This window comes from Kitasatospora sp. NPDC097643 (assembly GCF_040302625.1).
Lineage (GTDB): Bacteria > Actinomycetota > Actinomycetes > Streptomycetales > Streptomycetaceae > Kitasatospora.
Window position 1 is genome coordinate 189,919 of the sequence record NZ_JBEOSA010000006.1, and the last position, 12,950, is coordinate 202,868.

Annotated in this window: 9 protein-coding genes and 1 pseudogene; 6 read left to right on the forward strand and 4 right to left on the reverse strand. The window is 76.6% G+C overall.

Annotated features, from left to right (window positions below; translation table 11 throughout):
• Positions 1–105: 105 nt before the first annotated feature.
• Positions 106–1,419, forward strand: a complete 1,314-nt coding sequence (locus tag ABTY15_RS06800; protein WP_502893434.1) for an MBL fold metallo-hydrolase — start codon at positions 106–108, stop codon at positions 1,417–1,419.
• A 104-nt stretch (positions 1,420–1,523) separates the two neighbouring features.
• On the opposite strand, the gene ABTY15_RS06805 is transcribed toward ABTY15_RS06800, so the two are convergent.
• Entirely contained in the window at positions 1,524–4,355 is a 2,832-nt protein-coding gene (locus ABTY15_RS06805) for a DUF7824 domain-containing protein (protein WP_350577163.1), read from the reverse strand.
• Positions 4,352–5,734, reverse strand: coding sequence for an SWIM zinc finger family protein (locus ABTY15_RS06810; RefSeq protein WP_350577166.1), 1,383 nt, complete (start codon positions 5,732–5,734; stop codon positions 4,352–4,354). The genes ABTY15_RS06805 and ABTY15_RS06810 overlap by 4 nt, the downstream gene beginning before the upstream one ends.
• A 146-nt stretch (positions 5,735–5,880) precedes the next feature.
• Here ABTY15_RS06810 and ABTY15_RS06815 point away from each other — a divergent pair, with 146 nt between their 5' ends.
• On the forward strand, positions 5,881–6,780 hold the full coding sequence (locus tag ABTY15_RS06815) for an acyl-CoA thioesterase (protein ID WP_350577168.1): 900 nt from the start codon (positions 5,881–5,883) through the stop codon (positions 6,778–6,780).
• Positions 6,781–6,957: 177 nt separating this feature from the next.
• The gene (locus tag ABTY15_RS06820) at positions 6,958–7,677 is read left to right on the forward strand and encodes a TetR/AcrR family transcriptional regulator (protein ID WP_350577171.1); all 720 of its coding nucleotides are present in this window, start codon (positions 6,958–6,960) and stop codon (positions 7,675–7,677) included.
• 16 nt (positions 7,678–7,693) lie between these two features.
• Here the strand turns inward: ABTY15_RS06820 and ABTY15_RS06825 are convergent, their stop codons facing one another.
• Entirely contained in the window at positions 7,694–8,845 is a 1,152-nt protein-coding gene (locus ABTY15_RS06825) for a sulfite oxidase (RefSeq protein WP_350577173.1), read from the reverse strand.
• Positions 8,846–8,918: 73 nt separating this feature from the next.
• On the opposite strand from ABTY15_RS06825, the pseudogene ABTY15_RS06830 reads away from it, so the two are divergent.
• Together ABTY15_RS06830 and ABTY15_RS06835 are read left to right on the forward strand one after the other, a co-directional pair.
• A pseudogene (locus tag ABTY15_RS06830) lies at positions 8,919–9,273 on the forward strand (BCCT family transporter); the annotation flags it as partial.
• Positions 9,274–9,394: 121 nt separating this feature from the next.
• On the forward strand, positions 9,395–9,574 hold the full coding sequence (locus tag ABTY15_RS06835; RefSeq protein WP_350577176.1) for a hypothetical protein: 180 nt from the start codon (positions 9,395–9,397) through the stop codon (positions 9,572–9,574).
• A gap of 206 nt (positions 9,575–9,780) precedes the next feature.
• Here the strand turns inward: ABTY15_RS06835 and ABTY15_RS06840 are convergent, their stop codons facing one another.
• A complete protein-coding gene (locus ABTY15_RS06840; protein WP_350577182.1) occupies positions 9,781–11,628 on the reverse strand; it encodes a DUF2398 family protein in 1,848 nt (615 codons plus the stop codon).
• 391 nt (positions 11,629–12,019) lie between these two features.
• On the opposite strand from ABTY15_RS06840, the gene ABTY15_RS06845 reads away from it, so the two are divergent.
• The gene (locus tag ABTY15_RS06845; RefSeq protein ID WP_350577185.1) at positions 12,020–12,730 is read left to right on the forward strand and encodes a lysoplasmalogenase; all 711 of its coding nucleotides are present in this window, start codon (positions 12,020–12,022) and stop codon (positions 12,728–12,730) included.
• Positions 12,731–12,950 lie beyond the last annotated feature (220 nt).

Below are 12,950 nucleotides of genomic sequence, written 5' to 3' on the forward strand. Positions count from 1 at the left end.
ACGGCGAGTAACCTCCGACGAGATGGTTGTCGTACCGCATGGTCCTCTGCGCCCGCGGTGCGCGCCCCGGCACGCCCGGTAGCCGTGACCGTCCTTGGAGGAGCCGTGCCCCGCCCAGCCCCCTGGTTCTCCCGCCTCGCCGGTCTGACCCCGCAGTTCACCCGGCCGCCGGCCCCCCCGTCGACCGGACCGGCCGGCGCCCGCACCGGACCGGGCCTGGCGCAGCTGCCCCGCACGGCCTGGCACCGCGTCCGCGCCGACGCCTTCGGCGCCGACCCCCGGGGCGAACGGCTGGCCCGGATCCACCGCTCCCCGCAGTTCGTCGACGGCGCCTTCCGCAACCCGGTGCCCACCCGCCGACTGGTCTACGAACGCACCCCGCTGGAGATCACCCGCGCCCAGCTCGGCGGCGACAAGACCCGCCGGGTCCCGGCCGCCGCCGTACCCGTCCACCGGCTGCTGCCGGCCGACCTGGCCACCCCGCCGCAGAGCGGGCTGCGGCTCACCTGGCTCGGCCACGCCACCGTGCTCGCCGAGATCGGCGGGCGCCGGGTCCTGCTCGACCCGGTATGGGGCGAACGCTGCTCACCGTTCACCTGGACCGGCCCCAAGCGGCTGCACCCGGTGCCGCTGCCGCTGTCCGAACTCGGGCCGGTGGACGTCGTGGTGGTCTCCCACGACCACTACGACCACCTGGACATGGACACCATCCGCGCCCTGACCGGCACCGGCGCCGTGTTCGCCGTCCCGCTCGGGGTCGGCGCGCACCTGGAGCACTGGGGGGTGCCGGCCCGGCGGATCGTCGAACTGGACTGGTGGGAGTCGGCCGAGGTCGCCGGGCTCACCCTGACCGCCACACCGGCCCGCCACTACTGCAGCCGCGGGCCGCGCACCAGCACGCTGTTCCTGTGGGCGTCCTGGGTGGTGGCCGGCGGCGGGCAGCGGATCTTCCACAGCGGGGACACCGGGTACTTCCCCGGCTTCGCCGAGATCGGCCGCCGGCTCGGCCCGTTCGACGCCACGATGATGCAGGTCGGCGCGTACAGCGACTTCTGGCCCGAGGTGCACATGACCCCGGAGGAGGGCGTCCGGGCCCATCTGGACCTGGGCGGCGAACTGCTGCTGCCGATCCACTGGTGCACCTTCAACCTCGCGCCGCACCCCTGGGAGGAGCCCGCCGAGCGGGTCATCACCGCGGCGCAGGCGCTCGGCGCCCGGCTCGCGGTGCCGCGCCCCGGCAAACCCTTCGAGCCGGTCGACCCGCCCGCCCTGCGCCTGTGGTGGCGCGCGGTCGCGGCCAGCCCGCCCGGCGTCGGACCGCTGGTCCACGAGCCCGCCCCGTCGACCACGCCGCCGCCGGCGGTCGAGGCTCCGGCGGCGGCGTCGCCCTCGGCGGAGGACGACGGCGTGACGGTCTGAGCGGCACGAACAAGTAACAGATTTCAGATTTCAGATTTCAGCGAACAGATTTCAAACTCTGTTCGCTGAAATCTGTCACCTGTCAGCCCTCGACCCGCCCCCGCTCAGCCCGCCAGGACGTCCCGCAGCGCCCGGGCCTCCTTGACCACCCGGCCCGAGCCGCCCCGCGCCGCCACCTCCGTCACCTCGGCCACCGGGCCGCGGGCGTGGGTGCGCCGGGCGCAGTCGGCGGCGAGGGCGAGCAGGTCGCCGAGGCCGCGGCCGGGTGTCCCGGCGCCCAGCAGCGCCGGCAGCGCGGGCCCGAGCGCCGACCACACCGTGCCGTACGCGCCCGTCCCGGCGGCCAGGGTGAGCGCCGCCGCCAGCCGGGTGGCCTTGATCGCCCCGCACTCGACCAGCGCACCCAGCTCGCGGCCGAGCAGGGCGCCGTCCAGCTCGCCGCGCGCGGCGAGCACCAGCAGGGCGTCGACGGCCGCCGTGCGGTCCTCGGCCTGCCGCGCGCCCAGCCCGTACGCCACCGCCAGGTGCAGCGCGAGCCCGGCCGGGCCGCCGGCCTCGGCGAGGACGGGCAGCATCCGGCCGGGGCCGGTCTGGTCCCGGTCGGCGCCGGAGGCGAACCAGTCGAGCCAGCGGGCGGCCAGCTCCTCGCGGTGCCAGGGCAGCACCGCGGCCCAGTGCGTGGTCGGCCACCAGGGCCACTCGCTCTCCCTGTGGGTGCGCGCGACGCTCGGCACGGTGCCCTCCAGCAGCACCAGGAACTCGGGGGCCAGCCGCTCGCCGCCGGGCCCCTCGGGCCCGGGCCCGACGCCGGGCTGCCCGACCAGGACCCGCCGCAGGTCCTCCCACCAGCGCTCGCCGTAGTGCCGGCCGTGCGTCGAGCCCCGGCCGGGCGCGAACAGCACCCGCTCGGACGGCTGGGCGGGCAGGCCGCCGCTGCGCAGCCAGTCGGCCGCCCAGCGCCCGGCCGGCGAGGTCAGCGCCCCGGCCGCCCGCAGCGTCCCGGCACCCGCCGCAGCGTCGTCCACACCGACGGGCCCCACCCGCAGCAGGGCCGCGCTGAGGTCGGCCCGGCCGGGTGTCACGCCCGCCGCCTCGTACCCGGCGAGGCGTTCGACCAGCACCTCGGCCGCGACCGCGCCGGTGCTGTCCGTCGGGGTGGCCAGCAGGTACGGCGGGCGGGTGGTCATCACCTGCCAGGCGGCCTCCTCCAGCCGGGCCGCGAGGACGTTGCCCTGGGGGGTGTTGTGGTGGCCGCGCAGCGGCGAGCGGCCCTTGCCGCCGACGCCGTCCCAGAGCTGGTGCGGCGCCAGCTCACCGGCCACCGCGGCCACCACCAGCAGGACGTCCCCAGGGGCGCAGTCGCGCCAGCGGATCACGCCCTGCCAGGGGTTGACCCGCCGGACCGGCTCCAGCGCCTCGACGAGCGCCGCCCGGTCCAGGTGGGCCTGCCGGACGAGGCCGTCCAGGACGCGTTCGAAGGCCGTCGCCTCCGGCTCGTAGTCGGCGAGCAGCGCGGACAGCTCCTCGGCCAGCTCGGCCGCGGAGGCAACCGGCGCGCCGAGCGGGCGCGGTTCGGGCGCCGGCGGGAGCAGGTCGTTCCACCCGGTGTCCGGGTCGTCGCCGCCGACCGGTGCGCCGAACAGCTCGCCGGCACGCGGGTGGTGGAGCGGGTTGAGCGCCTCGGCGGCCGCCCGCAGCTCGGGCAGCACCGCCTCCCCCGCAGCCGCCAGGTGACGGGCCACCACGTTCAGCGCCCGCTCCTGGACGCCGGTGTCCTGCTGCCCGAAGGCCTCGGCCGCGGCGAGCACCACCGGGCCGCTGCGCCCGGCGTCGCGCCGGGCCGCCTTGTCCAGCCAGCCCAACTGGGCCCTGACCAGCTTCTTCTCGGCCCGGAACAGCACCACCGCGGAGGCCTCGGTCAGCACCTCGGGCTCGATCAGCCCGGCCTCGTCCAGCCCGGCGAGCACCACCTGGGCGTGCCCGGCCACGGTGGACAGCGCGTCCAGCAGCGCCAGCACGTCCCGCACCCGGGCGGCGTACTCCTCGGGCGTCGGTGCGAGGGCCTGCAACACCTCCAGGAAGCACCGCTGGTCGGCCGGCTTGCCGCCACGCACGAGCCGGGCCAGGCAGCGGTCGATCAGTTCGGCCCGGTCGAGCTCGCCCGTCTCGGCGAGCCCGGCGATCGCCTCGACCCACGAGTCGCCGGGCCGCGGGCTGAGCCGCCAGGACAACTCGTCACTGGCATCGGCGAGTTCGAACACCCTGGGTAGCAGCTCCGGGGTGAGGCGGTCGGCACGCAACACCTCGACGAGCGTGCGGCGCGGGCCGCTGTCGCCCCGCGAGGTCCGCACCCACTCCCGGAGGAACCGCTCGCTCTGCGGCGCCGGGGAGCCGGTGTCGCGGACGATCCCGTCGATCAGCGGGTAGACCGCCCAGCCCCAGCGCGGCGCCGGACGGGCGGCGAGCCGGTTCGCCAGCTCGATCCGCCACTCCTGCGGCCGCGCGTCCACGACCTGACGCAGCGCGGGGTGGCGGAACCAGTCGTAGTTGACGAAGTCCCGCCCGCCGATCCAGCCGGCGGCCCCGGCCGGGCCGGCGTGGCAACCGGCCCCGGCGACCAGCAGCGCGCCCATCCGCTTCTGCGCCGCCGTCGACCAGTTGTCGCGCAGCTCCGTACGCAGCGCCTTCAGCGCGGGCAGGCAGGCCCGCCGCCGCGCCGGGTCGAGCTCGGCGAGCAGCGCCGGTATCTGCGGCGTGTTCCCGCTCCGGACGGCCGTCAGCAGCGCGTCGACCGCCGGATCCGTCACCTGCTCCGCCACGGCCACGCCCCCCGCGTCTCCCACCACCACCGTGTCCTCCGCCGTCCTGCGCGCCAGCACCGCCGACACCGCCCGCGCGAGCGCGCCGCGCGCCTCCCGGATCCGCGCCGTGCTCACGCTTCCAGCCCCTTCGCCGCCCCCTGCGCGCCCTCGCGCACCATCCCGACCGCCAGCGCGTGCTTGCACGGCCCGCGCCCGCCACGGTACTTGGCCCACCAGAGGCAGGTGCAGCTCACCCGCCCCGCCCCGTCGGTGCGCACCCGCTGGATGTGGTCGTCCACCGTGACCACGGCCGTCGCGCCACCCTCCTCCAGCCGGACCGCACCCGCCGCGACCAGGGCCCGGGCGGCCCGCAGCCGGGGGTTGGCCGTCTCGGCCCGCCCGGCGTCGTACGGGAGTTGGCGGTGGAAGTAGGCGGCCTCGGCGGTGTCGTAGCCGATCTGTCCGGCGGTGCCGAGGCGGGTGAGCGCGGCCCGGACCCGCTCGGGGCTCAGCCCGGACTGCTCGGCGAGGTCGCCGACCTCGATCCGCGGCTCCCAGGCCAGCAGCACCGCGACCAGCTCGGCGTCCTGCTCGACGGTGCCGGTGGCGAGGGCGCCCAGCACGCCGCCCTCGCCGGAGAAGCCGCGCGAGGCGTCGGGCGAGAGGGTCAGGGTGAGCCGCATGCCGGGCAGCACCACCTCCCAGGCCGAGGCGACCGGGCCGGCGCCCGCCGGCGGCCCGTACACCCGCAGCGCCAGCGCGTGCCGCAGCACCCGTTGCAGCGCGACCAGCCGCTCGGGGCCGGGCAGGCAGACCGCGCCGGGCACCGGCCGGGTGGTGGGCCGCAGCGTGCGCCCGGCCGGGACGACCCAGCCGATGCTGCTGCGGCCGCCGCCGCGCGGCAGCGAGCGCAGGAAGCGGACGGCCTCGGCGGCGGGCAGCTCGGCCCGCAGGTCGAAGCCGGCCGCGACGACCTGCGTCTCGGCGAAGCCGCGCAGCCAGCGCTCCGGCAGCGGGACCTTCTTCTCGACCAGCGGCCCGTCGAGACTGGTGACCTCCAGCGCGTCCGGCCCGACGGCGAGGTGCAGCGGGTCGGCCGGGCCGATCCGGCTGAGCGCCTCCCGCAGCGGGTTGTTGACGTCCACGTTGGTGGTGCCGTGGCCGATCTCGTCGCCGTCGAGCCCGGCCCGGAGCACGTCGAGCCGGGCGTAGACGCCGCAGCAGCCGGAGAAGGACTCGAAGCGCAGCCGGTCCCCGTTGGCGGTGACCACCGGGTCGAGCGAGGCGCGCAGCTGCGGCTGGTAGTAGCGGGCGGCGGCGACGTCGGCGACGGCCAGCAGCGCGGCGGCGGCCGGCGCCGGATCGGCCAGGAAGCCCGCGAAGAAGCGCGGGTTGGCCACCGCCCCGAGCGGGGTGGCGCCGCCGGAGGTGGCCAGGTCGAGGTGCCGGCCGTCGGCACCGTCGAGGACGGCGGACGGGCGCAGATAGGCGTACGCGTGTGCGGATTGCGTCATGTCGAACACGCTAGGTGAGGGCACTGACAATCCGTCCGGCCGACCTCGGACTGGAACAGGTTCTAGCGATTTTCCCGGGCCACCGGACCCCGTCGACGTTACCCAGGTCACACCGCAGCACGGTTGGCTTCTGCCACTATGAGCCTGTGACCGACCTGACCGCAGAGGAAATCCGGGCCGACCGCCCGGCCGGCTCGTTCGCCGAGCTGCTGGAGATCGAGCGCCTGGATGAGAACACGTTCCGGGGCTACTGCCACGCCGGGGCCCCGATGCGCGCCTTCGGCGGCCACGTCGCCGCGCAGGCGCTCGTCGCCGCCGGGCGCACCTGCCGCGAGGAGCGCGCGGTGCACTCGCTGCACGGCTACTTCCTGATCCCCGGCAATCCCGCCGAACCGATCCACTACGAGGTCGAGCGGATCCGCGAGGGCTCCTCCTACACCACCCGCCGGGTGACCGCGGTGCAGGACGGGAGCTCGATCTTCACCCTCGCCGCCTCCTTCAAGCGCCCCGAACGCGCCGCCGACCGGCACCGCGAGATGCCCCCGCTGCCCGGCCCGGAGACCCTGCCGGACGCCTTCTCCCGCTGGGACCCGGCGCTGCGCGCGGCGGTCCTCAGCACCGGCGGCTTCCGCGACCTGGAGCTGCGCTTCGTCCCGGCCGACGCGCCGGGCCTGCCGCCGGCCGTCCCCGGGATGACCCAGCAGTACGTCTGGCTGCGGATCGCCTCCCCGCTGCCGCCGGGCAACCCGCTGCTGCATGTCTGCGCCCTCACCTACCTGTCCGACCTCACGCTGGCCTCGACCTCCGGGCTGCACCTGCAACCGAACTTCTTCCAGCGCACCGTGGCGCCCAAGCTGCAGATCGCCTCGCTCGACCACGCGATGTGGTTCCACCGCCCGTTCCGGGCGGACGAGTGGCTGCTGTTCGCCCAGCGCAGCCCGTCCTCCTCGGACGGCCGGGGGCTGTCGCACGGCGAGTTCTACGACCGCGAGGGGCGGCTGGTCGCCTCCGCCGTCCAGGAGGCGCTGCTGCGCGACCTGCGCTGACCGGAGCCGGCCGTTCCGCCGGCCGCCTGCCAGCGTTCCGCCGCCCGTTCCACCGGCCGTCCACGACCGGTTCCGCTCGCCGGACGACGCCCGGACGACGTGGTGACCGCCCGGCGAACGGAAGGGGGCCGGTCGGCGTCATACTCCTGAGCGGTCCCGGCCCGTATCATGGTGCGGGTGACCAAGGTTGACCTGTCACCACGGCCGGTGGAGGCGATGTCTCCGCGTCAGCTCGAACGCCGCGAAAACCTGATCGCGGCCGCGCTCGCCCTGGTGAACGAGATCGGCGTCGAGCGGCTGCAGATGAAGCAGGTCTGCGAGCGGTCCGGAGTCGCCCTGGGGACGGCGTACCGCTACTTCTCCTCCAAGGACCACCTGTTGGCGGCGGCGATCGCCGAATGGCACCGGCTGCTGCTGGCCGACCTGGTGGCGGAGCTGCGCGGCCCGCGGGCCGGGCTGGGGGCCACCGACCGGGCGGTCCGGTTCGTCCGCGGCGGCATGCGGGCCTACCAGCGGCAGCCCGAACTGGCCCGGCTACGGGTGGCCGTCGCGGCCTCCACCGATCCGTTCGCCAGCGAGGCGCTGCAAGGCATGGCCCGGGCGGACAGCACCGCCCTCCAGGCGGTCACCGCCGAGGTGCCGGCCGCCGCCAGCGACCTGGTGCGGCACATCGTCGTGCACGCCTGGCAGGGGGAACTGACCGCCTGGGTCACCGGGCGCACCACCCTCGGGGACGCCCGGCGGCGGCTGGAGGACGTGGTGCGGCTGGTGCTGAACCCGTACGAGACGCCGTACCCGGCCCCGTACGAGGTCCAGCCCGCCCCACCTGCCCCACCCGTGCAGCCCGCCCAGGCCGCCCAGGCCGCCCAGGCCGCCCAGGCCGCCCACCAGGCGTGACGGGCCGTCGGTCCCGCTACGCCACCGTCACCGGGTGGGCCACCACCGCGCCGAACAGGTAGCCCTCCCGGTTGAACACCGCCCGCTCCGGCTGGGTGCGGCCCGGCCGGTCCGTCGCCCGGGCGCGCAGCTCGTACCGACCGGGCCGCTCCGGGCGCCAGTCGGCGCTCCAGCGCGTCCAGTCGTGCGCGCGGGGCTCGTCCCGCAACTCGGCCGGGCGCCAGGTCCGCCCGCCGTCGGTGCTCACCTCGACCCGGGCCACCGGGCCCGCGCCGGACCACGAGCGCCCGTGCAGCCGGTGGCTCCGGCCCGCCTCCAGCACCGCGCCCGCGGCCAGTTCGAAGGCGCTCTTCACCACCTGCGTGCTGAGCGGCGCACCGCCGCCGGGCGGGTGGTCGGGGCCGAACATCCGGTAGAAGTCGGTGTCCCACGGCGAGTGGAGCGGGTGGTCGGCCACCTCGACCGGGCCGACCCACTTGATCGAGGCGACGCCCACCCACCCGGGCACCACCAGCCGTACCGGCGCACCGTGGTCGGGCGTCAGCGGCGCACCGTTCATCTCGTACGCGAGCAGCACGTCGTCCAGCGCCTTCCCGACCGGCAGCGGGCGGCGCACCGGGCCGTAGTCGACACCGTCGACGACGTAGTCCGGATCCAGGCCGGCCGGCAGCACGTCCACCGCCCGCGCCGTCAGCCCGGCCGCCCGCAGCACCTCGGCCAGCCGGACGCCCCGCCAGCTCGCCGACCCGATGCCGCCCAGCGTCCACGGCGTCCCGGGGACGGACTGCCCCTGCTGGCTGCGGTAGTAGCTGCGGCCGTTGCCGGCGCACTCGATCAGCGCGCTGATCCGGGTGGACGGCAGCGCCCGGAGGTCGTCGAGGGAGAACCCGACCGGCCGCGCCGCCGTCGGGGCGCCGCGCAGGCCGGTACCGAACAGCGTCAGCCGCCAGGAGTCGGGGTCGATCAGCGGGGTGCTGGTGTGGTTGCGGACGAAGAACCGTTCCACCGGTACGTGCCGGCCGACGGCAGCCCCGCCGTCCGCCTCGCGCAGCGCGTCCCAGCGCATCTCGGCATTGGTCCCGCGCGGTGTGAACCATTGCGCGGGCAAGGGTTTGACGATCCCGGGCACGGGCTTCGGCACCTCCTCGACGAGCGTCTCGGTGGCCATGGACGGCACCCCTTCGTCTCAGCGTAGGCGGTCCGGCGGACGCGGGGGATGGGTCCGGCGGACACACGGGACGGTGATGACCTTCTTCATCACCAGCGCCGACTCCGCCTCCCTGGTGCTCGGCTCGCTCTCCAGCCGCGGCTCGCACCACCCGCACACCTGGCTGGTGGTCGTCTGGGGCGTCCTGATGGGCGGGGTCGCCGCCGCCCTGCTGCTGGCCGGCGGGCTCACCGCCCTGCGGAACGCGACGATCCTGGTCGCGCTGCCCTTCGTGGTCGTGATGCGGCTGCTCTGCGTCTCACTGGTCAACGAGCTGCGCCAGGACCCGGCCGCCGCCCCCCACCCGCCTCCACCCGACCCACGGCCTGCGCGACGCCGTCCGGGTCGCCGTCGGCGAAGCCCTCGCCGAACCCACACCACCCCGCTGACCAGCGCGTACGCCCCACCTGCGACCAGGGTGGGGCGTACGCGGCCAACCGACGCCCAACCCCCGTCCGGACTTCACCCGCGCGTACCGACCGTTCACACCGCCCTGGAACCCTCACTGTCATGAACGCCCAACCATCGGCGCCCTACCAGGAACCGCGCTTCCCGCTCCCCCAACGCCACCGCCGCCTCCTCGCCGGCGCCGCCGTCCTCGCCTCCATCGCCCTCGGCACCCTCGGCGTCGGCGCCACCGTCGAAACCGTCCAGCACGCCACCGTCACCGCCGCCACGGCGAGGAAGTGACGCATTCGCACGCCGCCCCACCCCGCTCCCGCCAGAGCCCCCACACCCACCGCCCCGCGCCCACCCGGCCCCCGGCCCGAGCGCACGGGGTTCACTGTTTCCCCGGCCGCTGGAAGTCGGCGGCGGGGGCACAGCGGGCAGCCGAGGGCAGGTCCGGGGCGCGGCGCCACGAGCCACCTTCCCCGCCACCCCGCTCGGGCCCGCCGCTACTCCGGCTCCTCCCCCGAGGGGCGGGAGTGGCGGCCGGTGCCGGCGGCGGGGTGGAGGTCGGCGGCGGGGGCGTAGCGGGCGGCGGGTGGGCGGAGGAACCAGCGCTGGGAGAAGGTGCCGCAGGAGGTGGGGGCGATCAGGCCGAGGCGGTGGAGCAGGTCGAGGGTGTCGCGGCGCAGGGCGGTGCGGTCGGCGAGGTAGTCGCGGCGCCAGCCGGCGGGCAGGCCGTACTCGTCGGCGATGTCGCCGAGGACGCCGTCTATCAGCGCGTCGGGGATCGGGACGTACCCGGCGGTGGGCTCGCCGGGCAGCGGGCGGACCTCCTCGACCAGGCGCTCGACCAGCAGCAGGGCGGCCTGGGCGGGGGTCCCGGCGCCGGGGAGGGCGAGGTCGGTGAGTTCGCCGGCCGGGTCGAGCAGCGCGACGCCCTCGGCCCGCAGTTCGGTCTCCAGGCCGAGGAACTCGGCGAGCGCGGCCGGCCCGCTCAGCCGGTGCTCCTGGAGCCAGACGCGGCGCTCCTCCGTCAGGTCGGCGGCGAGGACGGCCGGGGTCTCGGCGAGGAGGCGGCGGACGGCGGTGGCGGGTTCGGCGGCGGCGGCACGGAGGACGAGGTGGGAAGCGTCGACGGCGTCGTCGGCGAGGGCCGGCAGACCGTCCGGGACGGCGCGGGCGAGCGCCCGGTCCACGGTCAGGACCACGGTGCGGGCGGCCGGATCGGACAGGGCGGCGGCCGGGTCGGCGGGCAGGTCACCGAGGACCTGCCAGTCGGCGAGCACGGCGAGGGCCGCGGCGAGGTCGGCCGGCTCGGCGGCGAGGCCGGGGGCGGCGGCGCGCATCGCGTCGAGCAGCCGCCCGTACGGGAGTTGCTCGGGTGCGTCGACGAGCAGGGCCAGCGTGAGCGCGAGCTGGGCGTAGCCGGCCGGGGTGAACGGGGCGCCGGTGGCGGGGTGGTGGAGGCCACGGGTGGCGCCGGCGCCGGGGCCGGCCTTGCGGAGCCGGGCGTGCCAGGGGCCGACGACGAGGGGGTAACCGAGCAGGGTGTCGAAGCGTTCGGTGAGCCAGTCGCGGTGACGGCGGATCAGCGGGAAGCCGTCGGCGTGCGGGCCGGAGGCGGTGACGAGCGGGTGGGCGAGCAGCAGCCGGGCCGCGATGCGGCGTTCGGCGGCGGCCCGGGCGGCGCTCGCGTCCGCGCCCTCAGCGGCAGCCTCGGCGGGGAGCCCCTGGCCGGAACGATCCTGCGAGCCGGGCAGTGCCCGGGTGCGCTCGGGCTTGCGGTGGCGGCCGGGCCCGCCCGGTTTGGCGCCTGACCGGACGACGGGCAGGGCGGCGGCGTCCCGACGGGCGCGGCGCAGGCCACCGGTGGCGGCGATGCGGGCCTCGCGGGAGCGCGGGGTCGCGGTGACGTGCGCGGTGGGGCCGTGCCACCAGCTGGTGTCGGCGTCCGCGGGGGCGTCGGCGGGGGCGCCGAAGTGACGGGCCGGGTAGAGGCCGAAGGCGGCGGCCCAGAGGTCGTCGGCGTTGGCGGGATGGGCGGCGGCGAACCAGTGGGCGAGGCGCAGCAGGCCGGGGTCGGGGGTGAGCCGGGCGCCGGCGGGGCCCTCCTGCGGGCCGTCAGAACGGGCCGCGGGCGGGGCCGCGGGCAGGGCCGCGGCCACGGGCGGAACCTCGGCTCCTGACACGGACGCGGGAACGGACCCGGGCACGGACGCGGCCGCGACGTCGGACGCGCATTCGCGTACGGCGACGGCGGCGTCGGTGGTCCCCCGCCCCGCCCCGCCCGTGCGCCCGTCCGGCCTGGCCGCGGCCACCCGGGTGGCGCCGACCGCGTACTCGTGCTGCTCCATGTCGGGGACCAGACTAGACGGTGGCCGGGTCACCCGGTGGCAGCAACCGGCGCCTGACGAAGTGACCACCCGCCCTCCGCTACGCCCCCGGCGCCCTCCCGCGCCCTCCCGCGCCCCCACCGCGACGACCACCGACCGCGGTCGCGACGACCACCGTGACAACCACCGCGACGACCACCACGGCGGCCCTGGCGGCCGCACCCGCTCCGCCACGCCGTCACCCGCCGCCCGCCCCCGGGGTTACGCACCGGTAACCCACCCTTCCGCCGCCGTGTGAGGGTCGCTTAGGGTGCGACCGCGGGCCCCACCCGTCCGCGCTCCCCCACCGCCCGACCCCGGAGGTCAGCAGCAGCATGAGCGAGCGAAGCGAGCGAGTCATCAGGAGGCGCGCATGAGTCCGGCGACGACCACCCGCGCCGTCCTCGGCGGGCGGCTGCGCTCGGCCGGCGGTCTGCTCGGCGGCTTCGCGGCCACCTCGGCGGCGCACCTGGGCGCGATCCTGTCCGGCAGGCCCGTCCTCCAGAACGCCACCAAGCCGGCCCTGATGCCGCTGCTGGCGGCGCACAGCCTCGCCTCGGCGTCCGCGGCGGAGCGGGAGGCGCCGCAGCTGCTGGCGCCGGCGCTGCTGCTGAGCGCGGGCGGGGACGTCCTGCTCCAGCTGAAGAACGACCCGGCGTTCCTGGCCGGCATGGGTTCGTTCGCGGCCGCGCACGTCTGCTACGTGACGATGTTCGTCCAGCGCGGGGCGCTGACGGACCGCAGGCGGGCGCTGGTGGTGGCGGCCGCGTACGCGACGGCCTGGGTCGGCATGATCGGGCAGCTCTGGCCGGACCTCGGCGACCTGAAGGCCCCGGTGGCCGGCTACAGCCTGCTGCTGGCCTCGACGGCCGTCACCTCGGCGGGGCTGGGCTGGCGGACCGGGCTGGGCGGGGCACTGTTCCTGCTCTCCGACACGCTGATCGCGACCAAGCTGGCGAAGTGGCGGGAACTGCCGGGGCATCAGTTCTGGATCATGGCGACGTACGTTCTGGCCCAGTACCTGCTGGCCAGCGGCATCCTGCGGCACGAGCACGAAAGAGCCCTGGAGCCGGCACCCGCCTGACCGCCCCCACCGGCCCCACACGCCTCACCGGCCCAACAGGTCCCACCGGCCCCACCGGCCCGACCGGCGGCAGCCACCCGGAGCGGCACGAGTACGCCACCCACCTGCGCGCCGCCGGACCCGGTTGGACACCGCCACCGCGGGCGCGCTGGCCCGCACCATCGTCGAGGCGGGCGAGGCCTACGGCCGCAACGAGGCGCTCAAGGGCCTCAAGATCAAC

What these genes read in the sequence shown, in the direction of transcription:
- ABTY15_RS06810 (WP_350577166.1), bottom strand. Translation starts at nt 5,734, where the DNA reads ATGACGCAATCCGCACACGCGTACGCCTATCTGCGCCCGTCCGCCGTC.
- ABTY15_RS06825 (WP_350577173.1), bottom strand. Translation starts at nt 8,845, where the DNA reads ATGGCCACCGAGACGCTCGTCGAGGAGGTGCCGAAGCCCGTGCCCGGG.
- ABTY15_RS06835 (WP_350577176.1), top strand. Translation starts at nt 9,395, where the DNA reads ATGAACGCCCAACCATCGGCGCCCTACCAGGAACCGCGCTTCCCGCTC.
- ABTY15_RS06840 (WP_350577182.1), bottom strand. Translation starts at nt 11,628, where the DNA reads ATGGAGCAGCACGAGTACGCGGTCGGCGCCACCCGGGTGGCCGCGGCC.
- ABTY15_RS06845 (WP_350577185.1), top strand. Translation starts at nt 12,020, where the DNA reads ATGAGTCCGGCGACGACCACCCGCGCCGTCCTCGGCGGGCGGCTGCGC.